The sequence below is a fragment of the Lactococcus sp. UBA7128 genome (assembly GCF_002492185.1).
Lineage (GTDB): Bacteria > Bacillota > Bacilli > Lactobacillales > Streptococcaceae > Lactococcus > Lactococcus muris.
The window spans coordinates 5,602-30,951 of sequence record NZ_DKXK01000084.1 but is presented as its reverse complement, the minus strand read 5'-3'; the positions used below and the strand labels follow the sequence as shown (position 1 = coordinate 30,951).

Genomic DNA, 25,350 nt, shown 5'->3' with positions numbered 1-25,350 from the left:
TCGATTGGAGATAACCATCCTAATTTTTTCTTCACTCTTTTTGTATTGTAATAGTGTATCCATTGTTTGATGGTTTGCTTAAGTTCATCATAAGAATTAAAAGTGTGTCCATAATAGATTTCTTGTTTAAGAAGCCCAAAGAAATTCTCCATAACTGAATTATCATGACAATTTCCTTTGCGACTCATAGATTGAAAAATACGATGCTCTTTCAGCTTATCTGTATATTGGTGCATCTGATAGGCCCACCCTTGATCAGAATGAAAGGTACGACGAAAGAGACAATCAGAGGTGATGTCTATGGCTTGATTTAAAGCAGTCATAATAGATTGAGCACTCGATTGTTTGGAAAGACTGTAGGAAATAACTTCACGATTAAACAAGTCAATAAAAGGGTCAAGGTAAGCTTTTTTGACATTCCCCTTCTCATAATATTTAAATTCAGTGGTATCCGTTGTGATTTTTTGATGGACAAGAACAGTTTTAAATCGCCTTCTTATCAAGTGTTTCGCTACTCTTCCTACATAACCGCGATAAGAATTATATTTTCTTGATTTATGGTGAAAATTGGTCACAAGGAGACTGAGCTTCCTCATGACTCTTAACACACGCTTTTCATTGATTATCATCCCCTCCCGTCTCAAAAGGGCAGTAAGAGGGCGGTAAGAGGGCGGTAACCCGCATTAGGATGTTCTTGACGGAGATGCTTAAGTTTATTCTCTAAATCAAGGTCCTTGTTCTCTCTCGCCTTCAAAGTATAAAAATAGCTTGATTTTGCTAAACCAACGGTCTCTAGTAATTCTTTAAGTGTGTAGTGTTCACGGAGACTTCGAATTATTTCAACTTTTTCTTGATTTGTTTTGTTTCTCGTAGTCTCCGAAGTTCTTTTAAACAGTCGATCTCAACTTGTGCTCTTCTGAGTTGTATTTCTAGTTCTCGAATACGCTGACTTTCGATTTTACTGGATTTGGCTTTTGGCATAGTTTCTATAGTTGACGCTTTCCATTGTTTCTAAAAGCATTCGTACCATATTTGTTGTATTTAAGTACCCAAGCGGTAAGAAGAGTTGGGGCATCAATATCAAGCTGGTTCGCAGCCTCACAGTAAGAAATGTCTTTTGATAAATAATATTCTACCGCATTAAGCTTAAACTCACGAGAATACGTCCGCTTTTTACGCTTTCTTTTCAGTCCTTCGAAACCGTAGTACTCGTAAACATTGAGCCATTGAAGGATAATTGATTTAGTAGGTAAGCCATACTTTTGTGCTAACTTTTTATATCCTCCAAGACCCTCTAAGTAATCTTGAATCACTTGTCGTTTTAATTCATAAGAATATTTGACCATAAGAAAACTCCTCATAATTTGGATGTTTGGTCCAGACTATGGGGAGCACGACATTTTTTCGTCTAACTTTTGGGGTGCAGATCACAAGTTGAGAGCTTTTATTTAAGCCTTAAGGACGAATACGTCCAAGCATACGTGGGAATGGAATGGCCTCACGTATGTGTTGGTTACCTGTGATAAAGGTTACCACACGTTCCAAGCCAAGTCCAAATCCAGAATGTGGCACAGAACCGAATTTACGTAAGTCAAGGTACCAGCTGTATTCTTCTTCTGAAAGACCGAACTCTTTGACTTTTTCCACCAAGTAATCGTAATCTGTCGCACGTTCTGAACCACCGATGATTTCTCCATAACCTTCTGGCGCGATAAGGTCAGCACAAATCACAACATCTTCACGTGTTGGATGTGGTTTCATGTAGAAAGCTTTAATCGCTTTAGGGTAGTTGATGATAAATGTTGGCACGCCATAGTAGTTAGAGACAAATGTTTCATGTGGTGAACCAAAGTCATCGCCCCACTCGATATGATCGTAATCGTTATTTGCTTCTTCTTTTTGAAGAAGTTCAATTGCATCATCATAAGTGACACGTTTGAATGGTTCATTGACATATTTTTCCAACAAATCAATGTCACGTTCCAAAGTTTCTAAAGCATAACGTTGGTTTTCCAAGACTGATTTAATCAAGTGTTTGACGTATGCTTCTTGAATATCCAAAGATTCTTCATGTGTCGTGAAGGCCATTTCCGGCTCAATCATCCAGAATTCTGTCAAATGACGACGTGTTTTTGATTTTTCAGCACGGAAGGTTGGACCAAAGGTAAAGACTTTACCAAAGGCCATCGCTCCTGCCTCAGCATAGAGCTGACCTGTTTGTGACAAGAAAGCAGGATGCCCAAAATAGTCTGTCTCGAAAAGTTCTGTTGTGCCTTCTGGTGCAGAACCTGTCAAGATTGGACTATCAATTTTAACAAAACCATTGGCATTGTAAAACTCATATGTTGCACGGATAATTTCGTTACGTACAAGCAGAATAGCATGCTGTTTACGGCTACGCAACCACAAGTGACGGTTATCCATCAAGAAGTCTGTTCCGTGCTCTTTTGGTGTGATAGGATAATCCACAGATCCACCAACGACTTCAAGGTCTGTGACATCAAGCTCGTAACCAAATTTTGAACGTGAATCTTCTTTTACAATCCCTGTTACGATTACTGATGTTTCTTGAGCCAAATGTTTGATTTCAGTGAATTTTTCTAGTCCTGCTTCTTCACCAAATTTTTCAATCATGTTTGGTTTGAAAACGACAGCTTGGAAATAAGCTGTACCATCACGGAGTTGGAGAAATTGCAATTTTCCTTTTCCTGATTTGTCTGCAACCCAAGCGCCAATTTTGATTTCTTCTCCAACGTGGTCTTTCACATCGATGATTGATACTAAGTCTTTCATAAATCTTCCTTCTCTTTTTATTAATATAAATCTTTGTCTGCAAATTTCTCTAACCAGATTTCCTTCAAAGTTTTCAAATCTTCTTTAAAAGCTTGAGGTGTCTGCAATTCATCTTTCTTGAGCTCCTCAAGCACTAGAAGTTCAAAGTCATCCGATTTCCAATCTTTGTCAATAGATAGCGGAACGCCAATACCTGTTTTTGGGGAAAACTCAAAGCGATTTTTCAAACCAGGTAAATCTGGCGCTGTATCCAGATAAAACTTTTTTTGAAATATTTTTATAAGCTACAACAGCCCCAAACTTTTCTTGAAGCTTGTAAGCTGATTTCGCTTCTTTTTTATCTATCATTTGTCTGTTCCATCCAGTCTTTAAGCCGTTGTACAGCTTCTGTTAAACTTTCAAGGTCAGTAGCATAACTCAATCTTACATGTACAGGTGAACCAAATCCTTCACCCGTCACAAGAGCCACACCAGTTTCTTCAAGAATCGCTGTCGCAAAATCCGTAACATTGTCATACCCTTTAAGTGTCATGGCTTTCTCAACTTTAGGGAAGAGATAGAATGCACCATTAGGTTTGATGGCCTCAAAACCAGGAATTTGATTAATCATAGGATGAATTACATTTAAACGCGATTCAAATGCTGTACGCATTTTTTCGACTGCCGTTTCATCAGAATTAAAAGCTTCAATGGCTGCATATTGGGCAACTGTACTTGGGTTTGAAGTTGTTTGACCTGTAATCTTTGTCATTGCTGCAATAATTTCACTGTCCCCAACTGCAAGTCCAATACGCCACCCGGTCATTGCAAAGGTCTTCGAGACACCATTAATGACAATTGTGCGTTGACGAATCGCTTCTGATAAGGATGAAATAGCTGTAAATTCGCTTTGATTATAAACTAATCGGTGATAAATATCGTCTGCTAAGATTAAAAGATCGTTAGCTACAGCCCAATTTCCCAGAGCCAGTAATTCTTCTTTTGAATAAATCATTCCTGTTGGATTGGATGGACTATTTAATAAAAGCACCTTCGTCTTTTCGGTTTTTACTGTCTCGAGTTGCTCAACTGTGATTTTAAAGTCATTTTCTTGCAAAGTCGAGACGACAACAGGTTGGCCTCCTGATATTTTGACTTGATCCACATAACTCACCCAATACGGAGCTGGGATGATGACTTCATCTCCTTTATCTAAAACACTTTGGAAGAAGGCATAAAGCGCAAATTTAGCACCCGTGGTAACTAAAATCTCCTTATCTTCAATGGCATAACCATAATATTTATCCCAATAATTACGCACAGCGCTTTTCAACTCAGGTAAGCCAGAAGCTTGCGTATAGAAACTTGCCTTGCCTGAATGAATAGAATCAATAGCTGCTTCCCCGATTAATTCAGGCGTGGAAAAATCTGGCTGTCCTAAAGTTAAATCAATAATGTTTTTCCCTTGACTTGCAAGTTCTTTGGCCCGCTTTGCGGCAGCTAGAGTCACAGACTCTTCGATGTTTGAAACAAAATCAGATAGTTTTTTCATAGATTACAACAGCTCCTTACCCGTCTTGAAATCATAAAGTTTAAAACCTTCATGACTATTGACCTGCCATACTGGCTGATCCTTATAAAGGGCCAAGACAATGGAAGTTGTATTATCAGCTTTAAGTGTATCTGCCTTCACTCCCTCTGACAGGTCTACCACTGTTAAGTTCCCGCCATTTTTAGGAATCAAAACACCAATTTCTTGCCCTTGCTCAGTTTTTCCAAGCAATGAATAGTTTGTACTGTCTGTCGTTGCTAAGTCAAAGGCTGTCGGCGTTTTTAGCTCCGTCTTCTCTTTTGCAATCGAAATCGCAGCACGTCTTGCTGTACTATAAGGACTTGTAGCTCTCCAGATAAAGAGGCTTAACGCAATAAAACCCGCCAAAATTACGGTTAAAATACCAATAATGATCTGGGAATGCAGAGACATTCGTTTTCTTCTCATAGCTTGCCTTCCTCCCCTCTAGATAATCTATTTTATTATAGCAAAAAAGCAAAGAAATTGCTTTGCCACAAAAGACCAGACACGAAAAGCTTATGAGAACGAAACACATTCTCTTGCATCATTTCGCCTTAAAACTTGTGAAAACTAGCTTAAACATCTTTAAAATAAGAAATTTTCATTAAAAATTTCGTTCATAGCTTTGGAGTGAAAATTAAAACATTACAGGAGAAAATCTAGAAGTTCACCGACTAACTCACTGTTTTTTACTTTCTTTATTGGTGCCGTTTGTGCTAAATTTTTACGCATCCTTTTAGCATAAGATTTTCCTGCTAACCGATTATCGATAATGACAACTCTGGAATATTGATCCTGTCGGCGATTAACACGTCCCAAAGCTTGCTGAAGTTTTAAAGTAGCCATCGGAACATTGAAGTCATAAAAAGGATTAGCAAATCTTTTTGCATACTTTTTCGTGAGAATATCATCAGGAGTAGCAAATGGAAGCCGAGGAATCATTAAGACCAGCTTATCTTGTTCTTCAAAGTCAACGCCCTCCCAAAAAGAAGAAAGTCCCAGAAGAATTTGTCCTTCGCCCTTGTCAAACTTTTTCTTGATTTGAGCTGCGCTGCCATTGATATCCTGGGCCAAAACTTCCCATCCTTCAGCTGATAATTGCTCTGCAACAAAGGTTAGCGATATTTTTGAGGTGAAAAGAACGACGACTTGCGTCCCAAGTTCAGCGACTTCAGAAATCTTATCTGCAACATAGTGAGCATAAGCTATTACCCCTGTATTTTTTATAAATGGACCGTCTGTCAGTAGGATAATCTCTTGATTCTCTGCTGGACGACTGTCAAACTTGAAGAAACGATAGTTTTTAAAGCCTAAAAGTTCTGGGAACATGGGCTTATCTTCAGTCAAGGCCAAGGTCGCTCCCAGCAAATATAACTTTGTCCTTTCCGGAACTAACTTTTCAAAGTTGTAAAAATCACTATTTGAAGCGTGTACAATATCGCCGTCCCGCCAGATAAAGTGTCGTTCAGGGGCGTCAAAAATATCAGCAAATTCGTTTAAACCAAGTTCTTGAGCATCTAAGGCGATTTTCTCTGCATCTAACTTTTTATTCGCAAGCTGAAAGGTTAAACTCTCCATAAGGCGCCTGCTCAGATGTGAGGCTTCAACATCTACCTTTTCTAGCTGTTCAGAAATTTTAAGCGTTTTCTGATTCGCTTTTTCAAGTATCGTAAAGAGCTGTTGAGCCTCATCAACAACCAAAACACGCTCTTTCAAGAATGTTTCTGGATAGTCGGCGAGTCTCTCAATAAGATAAGCATGATTGACAACCTTAACTTGAGAAAACTCCGCTCTCTGTTGCGCTTTGAGCCAAAAATCTTGCTCATAGTGTAAGTGCTTACTATTCACATAACCATCGTGAGCAACTTGCAAGAAGTAGTCTTCATTGGTCATGACTTTTGATAATTCATCCAGTTCTCCCGTCAGAGTCTCTGTTAGCCAAACCAAGATTTTCATCTTGAAGATTTCAAAATTCTTTCCTTCTGTAGTTGACAAGAGAAGATGAGAAAATTTTTCCAATGAAATATAGTTTTGGGTTCCCAAAAGTTTGGCAAAATTTATACCAAACTTCTCTTTTAGAAGTGGAGCAACACCATGAATCATCTGATTTTGCAATACCTTTGTCGGGGTGGAAACCACAATTTCCCTCCCTTCTGCAAGCAAAGGAAGCAAATAAGCATATGTCTTGCCTATACCAGTTGGCGCTTCTATGAAAGAGGGTTCACTTTGCGAGAGTTCTTCTTTTACTTTCTCGGCTATTTGTTCTTGCCTTTTTCTAGCTTTAAGGCCTAGATAACTGATATTTTTCGCAAAAGAGGAGGCAAATGGCTTCTTCTCCTGCGTGATATTTTGTACCTGTGTTGCAATATTATGAACGAGGCGAAGATTCTCCACTTGTAAAGGCGTGTACTCAAGTTGTTCTTTTAAAAATTCCTTTGTCTCGTAAAGGAGACTGTCTGAATGGCGAATGATCTCCTCAAGAACAGGACGTGGCAGCTGTCGTATCTTATCTTGCATTTTAAGTAGCAGTTCTGCTGTTGCTAGAGCATCTGATAAGGCTGCGTGTGGCTGATCATGCTGCAAATCAAGTTTCTCACTTAAGGCTTCCATACCATATTTTTCGAAAGTAGGGAACAATACACGCGCTAGTTCAACCGTATCCACACGAGGCATTTCTAAATCAAGTCCCAGTGGGAAAAGACTCTTCATTAAGAGGGAATAGTCAAAACGTGCATTATGCGCAACAAAAATACAGCCCTCCAACTTCTTACGCACTTCTTCTGCAACATCTGAAAAGTCAGGGGCTTTTGCCAGCCGCTGATCCGAAAGACCTGTAAGATCAACAATTCTTGGCAAAAGTGACTCATGTGGATTGACATCGGTCGTATAAGTATCTACCAGCTCCCCGTCCTCGACCAACGCAATACCGATTTGGATAATTTTATTCTGCGAGCTGTGCGCATCGGTGGCTTCTAAATCTACCACAGCATATCGAGTCATTTTTTCACCTTTCATTTCCTGTTTTTAAACAGCTAAAATACATCTTAATAATTATAGCAAAAAAGTGAAAAAGCTGCTTTTTAGTAAGAATATACCAAAATATACGGAGACTCTCCGAACTTTTAAACTGGAAAGACATTCAAAAAACTTATAGAGTATCTGGTCAACCGTTTATATCTGTCAGAGAGAAAAGTTTTCCAGCTGCAAAGTTTTGGCACATGTTCATAAAACTGTACTTTAGACGTTTAAACTTTACAACATTTGAAAATCCTAATCTTATGTCAAAGGATCAAAAATAGTTTTTCTTTTACAAATAACACAAATTAGAGTAAAATTAGAGTATAGTAACAAAAACGAAAAGGAGTTTCACTATGCTTGATAATTACAAAAAAATCCTTGTTGGCCTTGACGGTTCTGTAGAATCAACAAAAGCCTTTGACAAGGCTGTTGCTACCGCTCTTCGCAATGATGCTGAATTAGTGATTGCCAATGTCATCGATTTGCGTGCCTTCCAATCCATTTCTGCCTATGATTCTGTTGTTGCTGACGATACACACAAAGGGGCTGAAAACCTCATTAACGATTTTGCAACTGAAGCAAAAAATGCTGGTGTAAAAACTGTATCAACGCGTGTAGAATTTGGCTCACCAAAAGTGATGCTGGGACAGACTCTTCCAAAAGAAGAAAATATTGACCTCATTGTTCTGGGAGCTACTGGTTTAAGCTATATCGAACGCATCTTTATTGGTTCTGTTGCAGATTACATCATTAAAAATGCCCCATGTGACACGCTCGTTGTACGTAAATAAGTCCCACGGTTTAGCCTTTCTGCTGGAAAAATTACCCAAATGAAAAAGCAATGCAAAAATTGGCATTGTTTTTTATTTTTCAATCTTACTTTTTAATTTATCAATAATTAATTTGTTAATCCCTTTAGGGTTTTGAGCTTTGAGCATAGCGTAGGCATAGCTAAAGCCAAAAGGTTTAGGAGCATATGCAATATAACGTGTCTGCCAATCACTTGGATTCCATTTTTTCTTGGCTTGATAAAGGCCTTTGAAGCCATAAACACCGTTCATATTCTCATATATAAACTGGAAAAGTTGGGTAGTCACTTTACTGCTGTCTTCTTTGTCTTCAATATTAGCAAGAGGACACAGTCCAAGATTTCCCCAAGTCACACCTTCCTCCCGCATCGTTTCAAAAGCTTGGAGTAGGCACAGTTCCATTGAACCGTTCGGAACATGTGTACGTCGGCGCGTAACATCTGCCATATACCCTGTTTCTTCGCCCTCAGCATAGGGAACAAAAATCACAAAAGCCAGCATTTTTCCAGAAGCATCTCTGCTATAAAAATACCGCCGCCCTAAAGGACTTTCCAAAGCCAAGCCACCAAGCATAAAGCCTAATTCAGGTCCTTTTGAGCCAAACCATTCCTCCGAAACTTGTCGAAGTTCCTCCTCTATCTTTACATCGCGTTTTTCATTGGGCTTGTATTCACTCACTGTGATTCCTAGACGACGCGCATGATTGATATTGGCCCTGACTTTCGCTGTTTTCTTTCCTTTAAGCTCAAAGTCTTCTAAACGTAAGCAGGCATCCTCACCTATCTTAATCATGGAAAAACCATACGACTCATAAGCAGAACGCATCGTTTCCGTAATATCCATAAAAAGAATTTTCCAGCCGTTACGACGTGAAAAATGAACCAGTTCTCCCATAAAACGCACGGCATCTTTCGGAGCACAGACAATGTCACCACAGCCTACCAGAACATTATTTACCACTGTGTAAGCCAACATTCCTTCAACTGTTACACTAAAGAAATATGATTTTTGACCATCGATGGTCATGTAAGCCATAGGATTCTGCCCATATCTCTCAACCAGTGCAATTGCTTTTTCTTTTTCACGCCCACTTAAAATAGGGTAGTAAACCAGTGGCTTCAAGAGATAATACAGTGCCAAAACAACGCAAATCCAAGTAACAATAATCAAGCCAACGAGGTAGAAGCCATGCACATGGGAGTTAAAGTGTGCCTGCTTTACATCCATGGTTAAGAGAAAATGCAAGGATTGCTTAAAAATCAAGTAAACATCTGTATTCCCCAAATAATCTCGTCTTAAGAAGCTTAAACTTAACAGGGTATTGAATAAGGCCAGTACAAGTGGAATAAATCCTAAAAATACCGCTTTTCTAGCATAATTATGATCAATTGTTCGACTAAAATCCCGATGAGTCAGCCCGAGAATAAGCAAGATTGTTAGCGAAATAATAGAGCCGATACTAAAAAAGTTTTGGGTGGATATAAAATTCAACCGTAAAATAATAAGTTGGACAATGATGGTAATCATCCAAGCAGATCTTACACGTCTATAAAGGTTAAAAGAAACAAGAAGTCCCAACAAGCCTAAGGCAAAGCCCAAAATATAATGAGGCATAAAACGATAAGAAGGGAAATATTCTCTCAAGGCAGGAAACCTGTGAAGATAAAAGGCTGAAATAGCACCAATATCAATCATCAGAGACAAGAAGATAGCTAAATTCTGTGCAAAAATACGTAGTCTATACATAAATAATTCTTTCCTTATTAAAACTTTAGTGTAAAAAACAGAATATGATAAAGATAATTACTCACTCAAGAATGTAAACAAGTTTTTATTTTTTAAAATAAGCTAACGTCACCAAAGGCCCCGAATTTCATCCCCCTTCTTATGATTAGCTGCTTAAAGAAACTTTCTTTCACTCCATTTTATTGGCTGTATTATAGCTATCTTTACTTATTTGCTTGACCAAAAAACAGTCTTCAGACTGGGATGGACCATACACTTCCCTCAATTCTTACCTGAAAGCTTTCACTCAACTTCTATCTTAAGTTACGTTTTCAACTGCACTTTCAGATGTAAATCATTAAAAAATAGCTTTAACAAGTGCTTAATTTCCATTAACTCCAAACACTTTGAAAGCAGCTATCATAACATATCCTTTTTGCGTAAAGCCCAAACAACGATTCCACAAAATATGAGAGTTAGACCTAGAATAGCCCACATAATCCAACCAAGCTCCTGTCCAGGTATAGGGACGTTCATGCCATAGAAACCAACAACAACACCAGGAATACCCAAAACAAAAGTTGCTGAAGTCATGATTTTCATGACGATATTAAGATTGTTGGACACGATATTTGAGAATAAGTCACGCAAATTTTCAAGCAGTTTAAGCTGGATACGGGTTTCTGTATAAGCCTGATCCGTTTCGACGTAAATATCGTAAATCTTATCTGCAAAACCATCTTCATCTTCTTCACGCAGGTAGTCAATGAATTTTTTTAACACTTCCAAGTTATTATTTAAGGCATCTTCAAAATAGATTAGACTGGCTTGAATACCAATCATGTCTACAATTTGATCATTTTTGGTTGAATTTTTAATTCCTACCTCAAGACGACGACGACGGAGACGAAACTCTCGTAAATAAACATGGAAATCATGGGTCATCTGGTACATCACCTGATAAATAATTTCGTGCTTATAGCGACTTGTACTGTATTCTCGACCAAAAATTTGCTCTCCTTTTATATCATGATTTAAGGCAAGGATAACAGCCTCATTTTTCGTCCAAATCAATGAATAAGGAAAAGTACCTACCTCGCCATAACTTGATGAAGCTGGATATTGGAGAAGAATTAGATTATTATCAATATCATCCGTTTCAAAGCGGGCATTTTCATAATCATCAAGAATGCCGCTAAGGTAGTCAAAAGGCAGTTGAAAATACTCCGAGACACTCCCAATTTCTTCACGTGTCGGATTAAGTACATATGTAAAATTTCTCATCTCTGCCGTAGAGACTAGTCGCTGATCAGCTGACAATTCGTAATTTTTAATCATAATTATATTTTAAAGAGAAAACAAGTCCAACCCTTATAAATTCAGTGACAAAAAAGGATTATCACATCCTTTTTGACTTTTTGTTTTCCTTTACTTTCCTCCCTTTTCTTTCATTTTTGGTTAGCCTTCAATCATATGTTCAGAAAGCCAAATCATTATCCTTTAAATTCACTCATGGATTATTTTGCATACTTTTTGTCACATGGCTCTATACTTAAAGAACCATTTTTTACTTAAAATCCCTACGCACGTCCTCTCTATCAACAGAGGGCAAAAGCGCAAGAATCCAAGTATATGTTCAAGTATACTGTTCTTCTCCTAAAACTTCTGTACACGATTTTAAACACATAAGATAAACCGTAAGGACTGTGAGCTTTTTTAGAAGCAAGGAAGATAAATATGAATCCTCATTTCTACATTTAGAAGCAAGGTTACAACACTTCTTATTATAACATTTCTCTCTGCTTTTCTCCTCTACTTACCCATATCATGATAAAATCAGCAAAAACATCAGGACTCCTCAACTTTCTATCTTACAATCTTTTCGTCTTATTTTTTTGAAAGCATTTTCCAATAGAATAAGCCTCATTTATGCTACAATTAGCCTAAGGTCAAGAAATGCTTGACGTGAAAAAACACTATAAGGAGAATTAGTATGGCAACAATGGTCTTCGTAAACTTTCCCGTGACAGATATTAAAGTATCAACGTCTTTTTATGAAAAACTTGGTTTTAAAAAGAATCCTGATTTTTCTGATGAGCTCGTAAGCTGCATGGTCTGGGATGAAAATTTCTACATCATGCTCCTTTCACACGAACGTTATCAGACTTTTATCGGAGAAAAGACAATCGCTGATACTAAAAATGTGAGTGGTGCACTGGCTGCCTTTACCCTCCCTAGCGCGGAGGCTGTCAAAGAATTTGGAGAACGTGCCAGCCAAAATGGTGGACAATCTATTCATCTGGATAATGGTATTCCTGAAGATGTCATGTACGGTCTTGAAGTACAAGATCCTGATGGAAACTGTCTCGAACCTGTTTGGATGGCCATGTAAGACTAACGTATCTTCCAGCTAGAAAGAGAGCCTGACACAAAACTGCAGGCGAATCGGGCAAACAAAAAACGCTTAATCAGAGTATTATGATGAATCTGCTTAAGCGTTTTTTCTTCTAGAAATTTTGCCTCAGTTTTTTATTATCATCTATTTTAAACTGTTTAAGTAGGCATCTGTTGCTTTGAAAAAGACAACTTTTCCATCCGAACGAACTGCTCCTAACTCTTTTGCTTGGGCATCTGTAGCCCAGAAATAAAGATAAGTTTCTTTGCCATAAGCATCGATTGGATTCGGTAGCTCTGTTGAGGATTCACTGATTAACGATTTTTCATTTAAGTTTTTATTTGCTTTGCTTGTCAAAGTATAGCCATGGGCTGCTATATAAGCTTCAGCTTCTGCTGCTTTAGCAAGAACTAGATTTTTATAAGTTGTTTGGGGAGGAATAAGTCTATAGAGTTCTGAAATAGATTTTTCACTGCTGCTTGTAGAGGGAGCAGGAGATTCTGAACTCACTGAAGGTTTAGAAGAGCTGCTTTCTTTTGCAACTGATGCCGCAGTGTCCTCCTTTGCTGTAGGAGTGGCAGGAGGTTGAGTAATATTTGATATGCCCAAAGCCACTATAGCACCAAGTAAAAACGAAAACATGCCTACAACAATGTATTTTTTCATCTGAAAATTTTCTCCTTTTTTATCTTCCTCTCTATTATACACGGATTTTCCTCTCGCCTCTTCCCATTTGTTCTAAAAAATAAAACTTTAGAAGTTCAGGGCTTGTTTAGCTTGAATTTTTGTTATAATAATTTAAGTGAAATTTTCATAATCAGATGTTCGTTTCAAGAAATAAACATTGTGCATGAGCAAGAGGAGACGAGATGTGAATTACAACCCTATAAAAATCGGACAAAGAACCTTAAAAACGGCAATTTGTGCCGTATTAGCTATAATTATTGCCGAATTTTTCCATTTAGAATATGCCATAAGCGCAGGAATAATTGCAGTCCTATCCATCACGAACACACAAAAAAGCACTTTTCGTTTGGGATTCATGCGGGTATTGGGACTAATAATCGCAACGCTGTTAGCCTTTATCGTTTTGAATTTATTTCAATTCACCCCTTTATCTTTTGGAATTTTTCTGTTGCTATTTATCCCCATCTCTGTAGCAATAAAGACGAGTGAAGGTATTGTCGTAAACTCCGTCCTGTTTACTCATTATCTCCTTGCTAAAGAAATTAATTTTTCCCTAGTGGGCAATGAATTTTCGTTAATGTTTATTGGGGTAGGCTTAGCACTCTTAGCCAATATATACATGCCCAATAATGAAAAACTGCTCCAAAATAATATTCATATTTTAGAAAAAGAATTTAAAAATATCTCCGCCCATCTGGTCATCTGCCTAAACCAGAAACAAAACCTCAAAGCATTAGTAAAACAGTGCGACACACTACTTGAACTCATTGAAACAAGCAGTAAAATAGCTCGTGAAAAATCTGAGAACAATCTGTTGAGGAATAACACTTTTTATCAAAGATATTTTGATATGAGACATATACAAATTACTCTTTTAAAGGATATCATTGTAAAATTGCAAGACATCGATGTTGATAAGAAGCACTCAGCAGAGGTATCAAATATCTTTGAAACCTTATCGCTCACTTATGCTACCGATAATGATGGCAGTGATTTGTTAAGAAAGATTGACAGGGCTTATTTAAATTACCGTAAAATGGAGCTTCCTCAAACACGAGAAGAATTTGAAAATAGGGCAGGACTTTTTCAAGTTCTGCAATTACTTGAATTATTAATCCAGGAAAAAAATACTTTTGCTCTCAGTCAAGTTGGTGATACCTACTAAAAGAAAGTATATAAAAATGTGGCAAAACTTGTTGTCACATTTTTTATATTCCTTAATAATTGAGCTGCAACAAGTTAGAATCTACATGAACTTCTGTTGCAAGATTTCTCATCAAATCGGTAGGACGAACACTCATGATAACTCCTTATGTAGCAAAAAATATTTTATTTTTCAGACTTAACCGCAAAATGACTCGCAGCTACACCACCGCCATGTTTTTGGTAACTTACTTCTGAAAAACCTGCTTTACTGAATAAGGCACTCAAGGCTTGAGCATCCGGGAAGTTTTCTGCAGATTTCTGAAGCCATTGATATTCTCTCAATGATTTTGCGAATATTTTTCCCAGCAAGGGCATAATTTTTTTAAAGTAGAATTCAAAAAGCTGTTTATAAACAGGCAATGTCGGATGTGAGGTTTCAATACATACGACTTTTCCACCGGGTTTTAATACTCGGAAAATTTCTCGTAAAACCACAAGGTAATCTGATGTATTCCTCAATCCATAGCCAATAGTAACGACATCAAAAGTTTCAGGTTCAAAAGGGAGGGCCATTGCATTCCCTTGGACAAATGCAATATTTTTATACGCCTTACTTTCAAGCTTAGCTTGTGCTATCTCTAGCATATTTTCAGAAAAGTCAAGACCAGTCACATTTCCAGTAGATTTTGTAGCTTCGGCTAAATCAAAAGTCCAGTCTCCCGTCCCACAGCATAAATCTAAAATCTCTAAATTCGTCAAATCTCCCATTTTTTCCATCGTTTTAAGGCGCCATAAGTCATGTTGCTTAAAACTAATAATCGCATTCATTTTATCGTAATCTGATGAGATGTTATTAAATATTTCGTGTACACGCGCTTCATTTACCCTTTTCATGTTTTCATTATAGCATATGCTGGATATTAGTCAGCTGCTTCTTGCCTCTTAATTTGCAATATCAAAAAACACTCATACTATGTCTAAAAATCAAACATAACATGAGTGTTTCTAAAAGCAATCCTTGCTCAACTAAACCTTATTTTTTAAGATTGTAGAATGCGTGAAGTCCTTTGTAAACAGCAACTTCACCCAATTGGTCTTCGATACGAAGCAATTGGTTGTATTTAGCCATACGGTCTGTACGTGAAAGTGAACCTGTCTTAATTTGACCAGCATTTGTCGCAACAGCGATGTCTGAGATTGTAGAATCTTCAGTTTCACCTGAACGGTGAGAAACGATAGCTGTATAACCAGCTTCTTTAGCCATTTCGATTGCTTCAAATGTTTCAGTCAAAGTACCGATTTGGTTAACTTTGATCAAGATAGCGTTCGCAGCTCCTTCTTTGATACCACGTGCCAAGTAAGAAGTATTTGTTACGAAGAAATCGTCACCAACGAGTTGAACTTTGTTACCCAAACGTTCTGTAAGTGCTTTCCAGCCTTCCCAGTCGTTTTCATCCATACCATCTTCGATAGTGATGATTGGGTATTTGTTTACCAACTCTTCAAGATAATCAATTTGTTCAGCAGAAGTACGTTTAGCACCACCTTCGCCTTCGAACTTAGCGTAGTTGTAAACGCCATCTTCGTAGAATTCTGAAGAAGCACAGTCGAAACCAATCATAACACCGTTTTCACCAGCTTCATAACCAGCTGCTTCGATAGCTTTAAGGATAGTTTCTACACCGTCTTCAGTACCTTCGAAACGTGGGGCAAATCCACCTTCGTCACCGACTGATGTTTCAAGACCACGAGCCTTAAGGATTTTCTTCAAAGCATGGAAGATTTCAGCACCCCAACGAAGCGCTTCTTTGAATGTAGGTGCACCAACTGGTACAATCATGAATTCTTGGAAAGCGATTGGAGCGTCTGAGTGAGAACCACCATTGATGATGTTCATCATTGGAGTTGGCAATACTTTAGCGTTAAATCCGCCGAGGTAGTTGTAAAGTGGCACACCAAGTTCATCAGCAGCTGCACGAGCAACAGCGATAGAAACACCGAGAATAGCGTTAGCGCCCAATTTACCTTTATTTTCTGTACCGTCAAGAGCAATCATTGCACGGTCGATAGCTTGTTGCTCAGTAACTTCATAACCGATGATAGCTTCAGCGATTACGTTGTTTACATTGTCAACAGCTTTTTGAGTACCAAGACCGAGGTAACGAGATTTGTCACCGTCACGGAGTTCAACAGCTTCGTGTTCACCAGTTGAAGCACCTGAAGGTACCATACCGCGTCCGAATGCACCGTCTTCAGTGTAAACTTCAACTTCGATTGTTGGGTTACCGCGTGAGTCAAGGACTTCGCGAGCATAAACATCAGTAATAATTGACATTTTTATCTCCTTATTGTTTTAAGTGCTGTTTGCACTTTTTAATACACTCTGATTTTACTATTTTTCTGCCTTTATTTCAAGTGAAAAACAAAGTAAAAACCGTTTTACACAAGGTATGCGGTTACATTTCTCTCTTTAAAATTTATTGATATTTTCCTGTGAAACAAAGCAACACGTCCCCTTCTTCTCCCTTTGATTTTAAAAATTCCTCTCGGCACACGAAGCACAAACATGTTTCATCTTTATCACAGTAATGCTTAAACATTTAAGCCTCATGATGGCTCTCTCTTCATCAATTGCCCAGATTTAATGTTCTAAAGAAAAAAGCCTCCAGTTGGAAGCTTTTGAAAATTATTTAGCCAATGCTTTTTTAGCTTCTTCAGCAAGAGCTGTGAAAGCTGCTGCATCAGCAATAGCGATGTCAGCAAGCATTTTACGGTTGATTTCGATTTCAGCCAATTTCAAACCGTGCATCATTTTGCTGTATGAAAGACCATTCATACGAGCTGCTGCATTGATACGTGCAATCCACAATTTACGGAAGTCGCGTTTCTTTTGACGACGATCGCGGAATGCGTAGTAGTATGAGTTCATTACTTGTTCTTTAGCTGTCTTGAAAAGACGGTGCTTAGAACCATAGTAACCTTTAGCGAGTTTCAAAATACGTTTACGGCGTTTGCGAGTTGCAACGCTATTTTTAACACGTGCCATGTGTGTTCTCCTTATTTCTTAGAAAATTTTTATCCTGTCATCGACAGTTCATTTAAATGGTTATTGATTTCGAGTGAAATCCTATAAGTCTTATGTAGTGCTTATGAGTTAATCAGTCGTGAAAAGTTATTCGGGATAGCAATTGCTCCATGCATAACAGTCCACTGGACTGTTATTAACGCATGTTCTTCCTCGTACGGCTTCCGCCTACTCGTCAATTGCTCCATACATAACAGTCCACTGGACTGTTATTAACGCATGTTCGCAACCATACGACGGATGCGTTTGAAGTCACCTGCTGAAACCATACGGCCTTTACGGAGTTGACGACGTTGTTTTACAGTTTTACCGTGCATACGGTGTGAAGTGTAAGCGCGGAAGCGTTTGAGACCGCCATTACCAGTACGTTTGAAACGTTTAGCTGATGCGCGGTGTGTTTTTTGTTTTGGCATTTTAATTCTCCTTGGTTAATAATTAAGAACCTTAGTTCTTTTTGATTGGCGCCAATTGTAAGAACATTTGACGACCATCCATTTTGGCTTTTTGCTCTACCACAGCAATATCTTTTACTGCGTCAGCAAAATCATCCATAACTTGACGACCCACATCTTGGTGAGTAATCATGCGACCTTTAAAGCGAATCGAAACTTTAACTTTGTCTCCTTTTTCAAGGAACTTAGTGGCTTGACGAAGTTTTGTATTGAAGTCATTTTTATCAATGACTGGGCTCAAACGCACTTCTTTCAAAGTAACAGTGGCCTGTTTCTTCTTAGCTTCTTTTTGCTTTTTCTTTTGCTCAAACATGAACTTAGTATAATCCATGATTTTTGCAACGGGTGGTTCTTGATTTGAAATCAAAACCAAATCCATGTTAAGGTCTTCGGCCTGAGTGAGTGCAACAGCTGTTGGTGTTACACCAAGCTGTTCTCCTTCAGCACCGATAAGACGTACTTCGCGTGAACGAATCTGACCGTTCATCAAAGGTTTTCTGTTGTCTTGCTTTGCTATGTCTATTCTCCTTCTAAAATATTTTTTAGAAAAACAAAAGCGGAACGCACAGTGCGCCCCGCTAATGAAAACATTCGTTTCGTGAATAATTCCATTTCGTTGCCCAGGGCTATTACCACTCAGGCGAGAAGCGGGTGCTTCTGCTTTTCAACTCCTCCATTATACCACAAAAAATTTTTATGTCAACATTCAATGTCTGTCAGTATGTGTCGCAAATTTCCGGTTCTTTGTCAAATCTCACAGGATTTGGCAAAGAACCCCAAAAAATTCTGTACATTACCCTACAATATAGAATGGGGTTTCAAAAAAAGGGAAAGTATTGTAAAATTAATAAAAAGAAGAACATGGAGGGAGAACTATATGGGCAGACCGACTTTTTTTGTTAAATAATTTTATATTATTTAACAAGGAGAAAAATTTATGAGCTTAATAACATTAAAACCTTCACTATCACTTGAAAAAGAGGCTCTTAATCACATATTTAAGGAGGCAAAGCTATATTTCAATAAAGTGGAAGGCCGTGACCCCATACCTCCGCTAGTAAATATTGCAAGCATAATCCCTGAACTTTCTAATGACGATTGTTACTGTTTGAGTATTTTTTATTTAAATACGATAATTGGATATTTATGGGTGTTTGAAGACTCTACATCGAGCATATATATTCTTCATTTCTATATAGGTAAGAAATATAGGAACTGTGGATTTGGTAAACTTGCTATAAGAGAATTGGAGAATCGTTATGCTGAAAAACAACTAAAAAAAGCAGAGCTTGTTGTATCGACCAATAACTACGTCGGTTTAAAATTTTGGAAATCCATGGGTTTCGATAAGATAATAAACATCTATAACGTAAATCAAATAGGAACAAACTCTGTTGAAATTGAACTTCAAAAACAATTTACAAATGAACCTGAGGACTGAATCCATTTATTTCCGGTGAACGAAAAGAACTCTTTCTTAGGAAATAAAGTAGTTGTTACTAGTGAGCAGCTACATTTAAGTTTAGTTTTATCAATCCCAGAGGCAATTCAATCCGCTTTTGCAACTGAATATGCAGAACCTTATTTTATTTGTTTGAATAATAAAGTCATTGGCTACGCTTCTCTTGTTTTTGATTAAACGCTTCCAAATGAAGAAGATCGATATTGGCTATGGCACTTCACCATTGATAAGTCGTATCCAAATAAGGGATATGGAACAAAAGCATTGGAAATCATTGTTGAACAGTTTAGAAGCAAATCCGTTCCAGTCATTACTTTATCGACAAAATCAGATAACGACAAAGCATTACGCTTATATAAGAAATTTGGCTTTACTTTAACTGGTGAAACAAACAGTGATGAGGGCATTTTAAAGAAATATATTAATTAGAAAAAAGAAACAATCCTTGGTTGGGAGTGGTCTTTTTGTAAATAAAGGGAAAAATATTATTTAAAAAGAAAATTGACAGGTATTTCAAGAATAACGAATTATAGGTACATAAATAAATTTTCTTGATATAGAATTTTAAAAAATAGGGCTTCTCGTCCCTATCTTCAAATTTTGAGTGTTTATAGCAATGAACATGAATTCTATTCTGGTTTTATTTTAGAAGCCTTAAGAGTATGTTTATAATTAAATTGTGCAAGTCGGCTATTTTCAATTGCTTGATTCCATCTCTTTTTGCAACAACAATGTTTATATTTTTTCACTACCACACCCACATTTATCCTTGATGTTTGAGCCTCTACATAAGGTGCAGTTCCTCGGTACTTCATTGGCAATTCTTTGAGAGAAACAGAAATTCTAGGCAACTCTTTAGCTCTATAAGTATCAGCATTTACATTAGTTACACTAAGTGTATTTGCACTTAATCCTAAAACTACAGTTCCTATAGCTAAAATTGTTTTCTTTTTCATAACTTCCATTCCAATTTTAATTGTTTATATAATTCTAATCATTATATCAGACATCCATAAAAATGTTGGTATATAGTCAGATGTCCAAAACCACAAAAAAGCTTGTATTAGTAAATCTTGATTACAGACACTCAGTATTTTCTTTTTGCGAGTTTCCTTGATTTCTGGTACTGTATTTACCCAACTTACTTGTCTACTTCTTTTTACTTACTGTGTCATAGTTAGTAAAAAGTCCAACAGGGTATACTTAATTGTCCTTATGAGAAATTTTTAGTACAATAGCTTTGCTGAATAATTCAGAATAGACTTTACTTTTTAGAAAGGATGCTCAAAATGCATGCAATCGTTGTGTCTAAACCAGGCGGGCCTGAGCAACTCAAATATACGACTGTTCCAACACCAACCCTTCGTCCAGGTTGGACATTAGTTAAAGTCCACGCTTTTTCAATCAATCACTCTGAGATTTTCACTCGCCAAGGATTATCACCCAATGTTACTTTTCCACGAATTTTAGGGATTGATGTCGTCGGAACCGTTGTTGAGACAACATCAGTTAAATTTTTTCCTGAACAAAAAGTGATCTCGATAATGGGCGAAATGGGGCGAGCTTTTAACGGTAGTTATGCTGAATATGTTTTGATTCCAAATGAACAACTCTATCCACTTGAGACTAAACTCTCCTTTATCGAAGCAGCTTGTGTTTCTGAAGCATACTACACTGCTTTTGGTTCACTTAAAAACCTCAAATTGAAGGCGAATGACAATGTACTTATCCGCGCTGCTACTAGTGGGGTTGGAATTGCATTTGCACGCTTAGCTAAAGCTCGTTTTACAGATCTTTCTTTGAGTGGATCAACACGTTCGTTGACTAAAGTAGATGCTCTTTTAGCTGAAGGATTTGAAACAATCATTTTGGATCAAGAAAATAAGCTTAAGACGAATCAAAAATTTGATAAGATTCTAGAATTGATTGGCCCTGCAACTATCAAAGATAGTTTTTCCCATCTTTCTTCCGAGGGGATTGTTTGTAGTACAGGACAATTAGGTGGTAAATGGTATTTAGAAGATTTTGATCCGATTGTTGACTTAGCACCTAACAGCTACTTGACGAGTTTTTATTCTGGTAACGTTTCGGAGCAGGCTTTATCAGAACTCTTCGCCTACATCGATAAACATCAAGTTAACGTTACCCCTACAAAAGTTTTTCCCCTCACGCAAGTTGAAGCAGCTCACCGTTATCTTGAGAGCAACAAAAGCTTTGGAAAAGTCGTGATTACAGTAAGTGATTAAATAATAAGGGACAGGGAAAAAGTCAATTTTGATAGCCTTTAAAAATACACATTTTATCACTCTATCATATAATCCTTTATTTCTAAAGAAAATTACGTTTTCTTGTAAATAATTAAAAATAAAGAGAAAAAGACATATAATGCTATTTTGAAAATTGGATAAAAGGGCTATCTTGAGTTTATCTCCTTTGTTCGCTAAATTTAGGTTCTGTATACTCTATGGTGGTAGCTGAAAATCTACTGCCATTTTTGTATGAGAAAAGCAAAAAATAAGTTGTGAAACAGGAGAAAGTCATCAGTTTTTGATGTCTTTTTTAGTTACACTTTGTGAGAATTTGTTGGAGTAAAATTCGTTTTCTGAGATGATCAAATCTGACAAAGCCAAAGGCAATGCATTTAATGAGCTTACAAAAATTGTTGAGCCTTCTAGAAACCCGCTAGAGTAAGGCGAGATAAAGTAACATCTTTGCCCCACCTTTCATTGACATCTTGACCTTAAAATCAAGAAATACAGCTGCTCGAACAGTTGAGGAAAGCTTGACACCGGCCTCTACAAAGTAGGGATGAGGGGTGAAGAGGCTTTGAGGTCAAGCAATAATGTAATAGAATCTGAATGAGTCATAGGTTTTCCTTATAAAATAATTGTGTCGAAACTCTATTTTATCGAATTCCTATGACTTTTCTTGTACAAAAAAATGGCAATAGATTTTCATCTACCACCATAGATTATACAGAACCCATTTTTTAACTCTACGGAAACTCTAGACACCTAACCTACTGTCTGTAAACACCTTTACTAACATCCAGATTGAAGTACTTCTTCAAAGTAAGCGGCTGCGTTCCTGCATGTTAAGTTAATCGCAGTTGAAACCCTTTTATTAGAGCAACCTTTAGAATATCTACTATATCTGTTCTCAAAAATTTATGAGTGAGATAAGGTGTTCTTGATATTAAAATGAATAAAACTAATCATCATAATCGAACTAATAATACATGCAATGATAGTTAGTGTCCACCAAGATTTACTAAAAAACACTAAACTGATTATCCCCCCCATAATAGGTAATAAGATTAGAACTGCTAACAAATTTTTAGGAAGCATATAACCAATCTTATTATAGACATTGTGCTGCACTAAACCAATTATGAATAGCAGTACACCACCATAAAAATAAAGCATGGTATAAAAAATATTCATGTCACTATTTTCGAAAAAGGATAGCGAAATGGTGATTAGACTAAGTCCAAAGAGAATAGGATAATGGCTATAAATAGCACGAATTCCCGTTTCTTCACGATTGGTATCTAGCAAATGATCAATCTCAACAATATAAATCATAAAGAAATTAGTCACTATGATAAAAATAAGGATGGATTGTAAAGAAAAACTTCCTGAACTAAAATGCTCCGAAATTCCAATCAATGCTTCGCCAAAGGTAATTATAACTAAAAGCGATAAACGTTCTATCAAATGTGGAAAATTGACCGGTCTAAGCTCAGCAGAAACAAAACCATTACGGGGATCACTGAGTAAGCCTGGTAAGAGCCAAGTAGAGATTATGCTAAAAATTGCAATCCAAATACCAATTTCATATGGAAACAATAAGGAGATAAAAAGACCAGCTGAACGTAATCCTAAAATATAAAAAAATTGCTTAATGAAACTCTTGTCAGATATATTTGAAGTTGTAAAATACTCTAGAATATACTGGAACAAGAGTAACAATGAAATGCTCGCCATCGGAAAGAAAATCCATAGAAAATTATCTCGCCAATCACTGGACACCGCTCTTGACGCAACCAAGAGACAAATCATTTGTAAAAACATAAAAAAGATATTGCGAAGACTGTTTGAACCAAACCTATTGGTATAAACTGCTTGAACCATCCAAGAATTTATAAAAATAATCAACCCTACTGAAAAATTAAAGAATGACTCTAAACTCACAACTCCATGATGTGCGTGATGAATAATTGAAGTCAACTGACTAATAGCATATACATAGACAAGATCATAGAAAAGTTCCGTGAGTTCGACCTTTTTATGCTTAATCAATGACATAAAACCTCCTTATAAATCTAATTTAAGTGTAACACTATGGCACATAAAACAGTGCGAAAGAAGTTACACTAAGTAAATACTAAATTTCCTCTTGTGACAGCAATACTATTTTCTAAATCTGACAGTTTCTTGTCAATTAATAGGTCCTTTGTCTCCGAAATATAGGTCAGAAAATGTTCTGTTTCTAGATGAACCTCATATGCTTTAGCATCGGCGTAGACTTCGAAAAAATAATATCTTTTGAGATTCTGATTATCTTTTAGGGCATACATAGCCAATACTCCCACTTCTTCCTTCATTGACTTCCTCATGTTATCTATTACACTCGTCTCAAAGATTTTTTGCTCGCCATCTTTCACCTCTATCTGAGCAAATTTCAAAAAACATTGTCCAGAATCAAGTCTTATTCCAGAAGATAGTTTTTCTTTCAAGAATAAAGGTCCTACCTCATAAGACTTTCTTTTAGTCAAATAATTCCCTACTTCTTTAATGTAATTCTGGTATTGAATTGAATTCTGATGAATATGATAAGCTCTCTCATCAGCATAGACTTCAAATACGATAAATTCTGTTGGAGAATTTCTAAAGTTACTAGCGTACATAGCTAGGGTTCCTTCCTCCTCCTCATAAGAGGTAGTTAAATTGTAAACCCCTGCTTGATAAAAAGACTCCAACTTTTCCTGATCCACGCCTAAATAAAATAAATGAACCACTGGCTCTGTCATTCTTATATCTCCCTTTTAATTAAATTTTTAAAATTATCAGAATAAATTGCCCGCTTATCAGAAGAGGACAGTGGCAATTTCTCAATGGCTTCAATAATTACCTGAGTTGCTCCACTAGGAGCAATACCCAGAGGAGCATCTGTTCCAAAAAGTACACGTTCAATGCCAAAGTATTCTATTGCGAGTTCCAAGGCTGTGGGGTTTCCTAAAATAGCTGTATCTACATAAAATTTTCGGAAATCTTCTGCTTGTGATTCTGGAAGAATATGCTTAATCCGTTCACTGAAGAAAGGTACCATGGCTCCCGCATGATGCACAATAATTTTTATATTAGGAAAATCTTGGAAAATTCCCGCCTCAACCAACTGTAACATTGCTTGACTTTGTTCATATTCCCAAGAAAAGACAATATTGTTATCCGGCTTTCTGTCATCAAATACAGGATGAAGCCAAATAGGAATGTCCAGCTCCTCACATTTTTTGAAAATCGGCTTAAATTGCGGGTCGGCAATGGATAAGCCAAGATGTCGAGTAAACAGTTGCACACCAAAAATCTGTGAATGCTTGACAACAAAATCTTCCAAAATACCCAAACTTCCATCGATATTGTTCAAGGCTAGCATAGCAACAGCACCAAAAAATTGCTTTGGATATGCAAGGACCGTATCTAACAATTCATGATTCGCTTCCTTGACCAAGTCTAAAGCTTGATTCTTTTCAAGGTAATTCTCTGGATTGACATTGACAAAAGAGAGAACTTGTTTCACATCAGAAATCCCTACTTCCTGTCTCATCTTCATGTCCAACAAGAGAGGATTTTGCAGAAAAGGCATTTTTTGAAGCAATCCGGCATCAATGTCTAACATTTTTTTGCAAAATTGGGGCAGTAAAACATGGGAAAATATATCTATTTTCATCAGTTGACCTCCTTTCAACTATTCATTTTATCTCCAATTGGTTAACTGAACATTCGGTATTGTGTTATTTATAGATATTCGTTCTAATTTTTTGCTTTATTTTACTTGTTAATGGTAAATATTCTCTACAATAGGGACATGATTCTCTACCTAAATAGATAAAAATATTTCTTCTGCTTTTATTCAAAACATCCTTGGTAGATATAATTTAAAACTCTCTTTATACTCTTTAATAGTAAGTTCTTCTTTTTTTCTCTAGAGGAAATATTTGTATTAT

23 protein-coding genes, 2 pseudogenes and 1 other annotated feature are annotated in these 25,350 nt (G+C 37.0%); of the genes and pseudogenes, 7 read left to right on the top strand and 18 right to left on the bottom strand.

Annotated features, from left to right (window positions below; genetic code table 11):
* From B4H39_RS09200 to B4H39_RS09170, 6 genes and pseudogenes are all read right to left on the bottom strand, one after another.
* Window positions 1-1,346, bottom strand: a pseudogene (locus tag B4H39_RS09200) (IS3 family transposase); the annotation flags it as partial.
* A gap of 109 nt (window positions 1,347-1,455) precedes the next feature.
* Entirely contained in the window at window positions 1,456-2,793 is a 1,338-nt protein-coding gene (asnS, locus tag B4H39_RS09195) for an asparagine--tRNA ligase (RefSeq protein WP_251420898.1), read from the bottom strand.
* 20 nt (window positions 2,794-2,813) lie between these two features.
* Window positions 2,814-3,141: pseudogene (locus B4H39_RS10245) on the bottom strand (GIY-YIG nuclease family protein).
* Window positions 3,131-4,324: a pyridoxal phosphate-dependent aminotransferase gene (locus B4H39_RS09180; RefSeq protein ID WP_251420904.1), complete on the bottom strand. Its 1,194-nt coding sequence runs from the start codon at window positions 4,322-4,324 to the stop codon at window positions 3,131-3,133. Before B4H39_RS09180 ends, B4H39_RS10245 begins: the two are co-directional and overlap by 11 nt.
* Window positions 4,325-4,327: 3 nt before the next feature.
* Entirely contained in the window at window positions 4,328-4,771 is a 444-nt protein-coding gene (locus B4H39_RS09175; RefSeq protein ID WP_251420905.1) for a DUF5590 domain-containing protein, read from the bottom strand.
* Between the two features lie 219 nt (window positions 4,772-4,990).
* On the bottom strand, window positions 4,991-7,345 hold the full coding sequence (locus tag B4H39_RS09170; protein ID WP_251420907.1) for a helicase C-terminal domain-containing protein: 2,355 nt from the start codon (window positions 7,343-7,345) through the stop codon (window positions 4,991-4,993).
* A 371-nt stretch (window positions 7,346-7,716) separates the two neighbouring features.
* Between B4H39_RS09170 and B4H39_RS09165 the strand changes: the two genes are divergently transcribed.
* Window positions 7,717-8,154, top strand: a complete 438-nt coding sequence (locus tag B4H39_RS09165; RefSeq protein ID WP_202230695.1) for a universal stress protein — start codon at window positions 7,717-7,719, stop codon at window positions 8,152-8,154.
* A gap of 72 nt (window positions 8,155-8,226) precedes the next feature.
* Here B4H39_RS09165 and B4H39_RS09160 read toward each other — a convergent pair whose 3' ends face one another.
* Window positions 8,227-9,918 (bottom strand): bifunctional lysylphosphatidylglycerol flippase/synthetase MprF, encoded by a 1,692-nt coding sequence (locus B4H39_RS09160; protein ID WP_251420909.1) that lies wholly within the window; start codon window positions 9,916-9,918, stop codon window positions 8,227-8,229.
* A 399-nt stretch (window positions 9,919-10,317) separates the two neighbouring features.
* Window positions 10,318-11,235: a magnesium transporter CorA family protein gene (locus tag B4H39_RS09155; RefSeq protein WP_251420911.1), complete on the bottom strand. Its 918-nt coding sequence runs from the start codon at window positions 11,233-11,235 to the stop codon at window positions 10,318-10,320.
* Window positions 11,236-11,890: 655 nt separating this feature from the next.
* Here B4H39_RS09155 and B4H39_RS09150 point away from each other — a divergent pair.
* The gene (locus B4H39_RS09150; protein ID WP_202230692.1) at window positions 11,891-12,289 is read left to right on the top strand and encodes a VOC family protein; all 399 of its coding nucleotides are present in this window, start codon (window positions 11,891-11,893) and stop codon (window positions 12,287-12,289) included.
* Window positions 12,290-12,436: 147 nt separating this feature from the next.
* Here the strand turns inward: B4H39_RS09150 and B4H39_RS09145 are convergent, their stop codons facing one another.
* Window positions 12,437-12,958: a hypothetical protein gene (locus B4H39_RS09145; protein WP_202230691.1), complete on the bottom strand. Its 522-nt coding sequence runs from the start codon at window positions 12,956-12,958 to the stop codon at window positions 12,437-12,439.
* 205 nt (window positions 12,959-13,163) lie between these two features.
* Here B4H39_RS09145 and B4H39_RS09140 point away from each other — a divergent pair, with 205 nt between their 5' ends.
* Complete coding sequence (locus B4H39_RS09140; protein ID WP_251420914.1) at window positions 13,164-14,144, top strand: aromatic acid exporter family protein; 981 nt, start codon at window positions 13,164-13,166, stop codon at window positions 14,142-14,144.
* A 164-nt stretch (window positions 14,145-14,308) separates the two neighbouring features.
* Here the strand turns inward: B4H39_RS09140 and B4H39_RS09135 are convergent, their stop codons facing one another.
* The 5 genes from B4H39_RS09135 to infC form a co-directional block, all read right to left on the bottom strand.
* Window positions 14,309-15,019 (bottom strand): demethylmenaquinone methyltransferase, encoded by a 711-nt coding sequence (locus tag B4H39_RS09135; RefSeq protein WP_251420916.1) that lies wholly within the window; start codon window positions 15,017-15,019, stop codon window positions 14,309-14,311.
* Window positions 15,020-15,158: 139 nt separating this feature from the next.
* Window positions 15,159-16,460, bottom strand: coding sequence for a surface-displayed alpha-enolase (gene eno, locus B4H39_RS09130; protein WP_251420918.1), 1,302 nt, complete (start codon window positions 16,458-16,460; stop codon window positions 15,159-15,161).
* A 351-nt stretch (window positions 16,461-16,811) separates the two neighbouring features.
* Window positions 16,812-17,171, bottom strand: coding sequence for a 50S ribosomal protein L20 (rplT, locus tag B4H39_RS09125; RefSeq protein ID WP_003133061.1), 360 nt, complete (start codon window positions 17,169-17,171; stop codon window positions 16,812-16,814).
* 251 nt (window positions 17,172-17,422) lie between these two features.
* Entirely contained in the window at window positions 17,423-17,623 is a 201-nt protein-coding gene (gene rpmI, locus B4H39_RS09120) for a 50S ribosomal protein L35 (protein ID WP_003133063.1), read from the bottom strand.
* 31 nt (window positions 17,624-17,654) lie between these two features.
* A complete protein-coding gene (infC, locus tag B4H39_RS09115) occupies window positions 17,655-18,152 on the bottom strand; it encodes a translation initiation factor IF-3 (protein WP_237459962.1) in 498 nt (165 codons plus the stop codon).
* Window positions 18,153-18,204: 52 nt separating this feature from the next.
* Window positions 18,205-18,331 (bottom strand) — a sequence feature (ribosomal protein L20 leader region).
* A gap of 268 nt (window positions 18,332-18,599) precedes the next feature.
* On the opposite strand from infC, the gene B4H39_RS09110 reads away from it, so the two are divergent.
* From B4H39_RS09110 to B4H39_RS09100, 3 genes are read left to right on the top strand one after another with little or no spacing between them, the layout of a single operon-like run.
* Window positions 18,600-19,103: a GNAT family N-acetyltransferase gene (locus B4H39_RS09110; protein WP_251420920.1), complete on the top strand. Its 504-nt coding sequence runs from the start codon at window positions 18,600-18,602 to the stop codon at window positions 19,101-19,103.
* A gap of 15 nt (window positions 19,104-19,118) precedes the next feature.
* The gene (locus tag B4H39_RS09105; protein ID WP_271328110.1) at window positions 19,119-19,301 is read left to right on the top strand and encodes a hypothetical protein; all 183 of its coding nucleotides are present in this window, start codon (window positions 19,119-19,121) and stop codon (window positions 19,299-19,301) included.
* Window positions 19,302-19,346: 45 nt separating this feature from the next.
* Window positions 19,347-19,553, top strand: a complete 207-nt coding sequence (locus tag B4H39_RS09100; protein ID WP_407513347.1) for a GNAT family N-acetyltransferase — start codon at window positions 19,347-19,349, stop codon at window positions 19,551-19,553.
* A 200-nt stretch (window positions 19,554-19,753) separates the two neighbouring features.
* On the opposite strand, the gene B4H39_RS09095 is transcribed toward B4H39_RS09100, so the two are convergent.
* Entirely contained in the window at window positions 19,754-20,080 is a 327-nt protein-coding gene (locus B4H39_RS09095; RefSeq protein WP_251420924.1) for a hypothetical protein, read from the bottom strand.
* A 324-nt stretch (window positions 20,081-20,404) separates the two neighbouring features.
* Here B4H39_RS09095 and B4H39_RS09090 point away from each other — a divergent pair, with 324 nt between their 5' ends.
* Window positions 20,405-21,370 (top strand): zinc-binding dehydrogenase, encoded by a 966-nt coding sequence (locus B4H39_RS09090; RefSeq protein ID WP_202230667.1) that lies wholly within the window; start codon window positions 20,405-20,407, stop codon window positions 21,368-21,370.
* A 921-nt stretch (window positions 21,371-22,291) separates the two neighbouring features.
* Here the strand turns inward: B4H39_RS09090 and B4H39_RS09085 are convergent.
* The 3 genes from B4H39_RS09085 to B4H39_RS09075 all read right to left on the bottom strand — a co-directional run bounded on the left by B4H39_RS09085 (window position 22,292) and on the right by B4H39_RS09075 (window position 25,073).
* Window positions 22,292-23,431, bottom strand: coding sequence for a low temperature requirement protein A (locus B4H39_RS09085; RefSeq protein ID WP_251420926.1), 1,140 nt, complete (start codon window positions 23,429-23,431; stop codon window positions 22,292-22,294).
* Between the two features lie 68 nt (window positions 23,432-23,499).
* Window positions 23,500-24,156 carry a putative quinol monooxygenase gene (locus tag B4H39_RS09080; protein WP_251420928.1) on the bottom strand — a complete coding sequence of 219 codons (657 nt, stop codon included), beginning with the start codon at window positions 24,154-24,156 and terminating at the stop codon, window positions 23,500-23,502.
* 2 nt (window positions 24,157-24,158) lie between these two features.
* Entirely contained in the window at window positions 24,159-25,073 is a 915-nt protein-coding gene (locus tag B4H39_RS09075) for an amidohydrolase family protein (protein ID WP_394304482.1), read from the bottom strand.
* Between the last annotated feature and the right edge of the window lie 277 nt (window positions 25,074-25,350).

What these genes read in the sequence shown, in the direction of transcription:
- asnS (WP_251420898.1), bottom strand. Translation starts at nt 2,793, where the DNA reads ATGAAAGACTTAGTATCAATCATCGATGTGAAAGACCACGTTGGAGAA.
- B4H39_RS09180 (WP_251420904.1), bottom strand. Translation starts at nt 4,324, where the DNA reads ATGAAAAAACTATCTGATTTTGTTTCAAACATCGAAGAGTCTGTGACT.
- B4H39_RS09175 (WP_251420905.1), bottom strand. Translation starts at nt 4,771, where the DNA reads ATGAGAAGAAAACGAATGTCTCTGCATTCCCAGATCATTATTGGTATT.
- B4H39_RS09170 (WP_251420907.1), bottom strand. Translation starts at nt 7,345, where the DNA reads ATGACTCGATATGCTGTGGTAGATTTAGAAGCCACCGATGCGCACAGC.
- B4H39_RS09165 (WP_202230695.1), top strand. Translation starts at nt 7,717, where the DNA reads ATGCTTGATAATTACAAAAAAATCCTTGTTGGCCTTGACGGTTCTGTA.
- B4H39_RS09160 (WP_251420909.1), bottom strand. Translation starts at nt 9,918, where the DNA reads ATGTATAGACTACGTATTTTTGCACAGAATTTAGCTATCTTCTTGTCT.
- B4H39_RS09155 (WP_251420911.1), bottom strand. Translation starts at nt 11,235, where the DNA reads ATGATTAAAAATTACGAATTGTCAGCTGATCAGCGACTAGTCTCTACG.
- B4H39_RS09150 (WP_202230692.1), top strand. Translation starts at nt 11,891, where the DNA reads ATGGCAACAATGGTCTTCGTAAACTTTCCCGTGACAGATATTAAAGTA.
- B4H39_RS09145 (WP_202230691.1), bottom strand. Translation starts at nt 12,958, where the DNA reads ATGAAAAAATACATTGTTGTAGGCATGTTTTCGTTTTTACTTGGTGCT.
- B4H39_RS09135 (WP_251420916.1), bottom strand. Translation starts at nt 15,019, where the DNA reads ATGAAAAGGGTAAATGAAGCGCGTGTACACGAAATATTTAATAACATC.
- eno (WP_251420918.1), bottom strand. Translation starts at nt 16,460, where the DNA reads ATGTCAATTATTACTGATGTTTATGCTCGCGAAGTCCTTGACTCACGC.
- rplT (WP_003133061.1), bottom strand. Translation starts at nt 17,171, where the DNA reads ATGGCACGTGTTAAAAATAGCGTTGCAACTCGCAAACGCCGTAAACGT.
- rpmI (WP_003133063.1), bottom strand. Translation starts at nt 17,623, where the DNA reads ATGCCAAAACAAAAAACACACCGCGCATCAGCTAAACGTTTCAAACGT.
- B4H39_RS09110 (WP_251420920.1), top strand. Translation starts at nt 18,600, where the DNA reads ATGAGCTTAATAACATTAAAACCTTCACTATCACTTGAAAAAGAGGCT.
- B4H39_RS09095 (WP_251420924.1), bottom strand. Translation starts at nt 20,080, where the DNA reads ATGAAAAAGAAAACAATTTTAGCTATAGGAACTGTAGTTTTAGGATTA.
- B4H39_RS09090 (WP_202230667.1), top strand. Translation starts at nt 20,405, where the DNA reads ATGCTCAAAATGCATGCAATCGTTGTGTCTAAACCAGGCGGGCCTGAG.
- B4H39_RS09085 (WP_251420926.1), bottom strand. Translation starts at nt 23,431, where the DNA reads ATGTCATTGATTAAGCATAAAAAGGTCGAACTCACGGAACTTTTCTAT.
- B4H39_RS09080 (WP_251420928.1), bottom strand. Translation starts at nt 24,156, where the DNA reads ATGACAGAGCCAGTGGTTCATTTATTTTATTTAGGCGTGGATCAGGAA.
- B4H39_RS09075 (WP_394304482.1), bottom strand. Translation starts at nt 25,073, where the DNA reads ATGAAAATAGATATATTTTCCCATGTTTTACTGCCCCAATTTTGCAAA.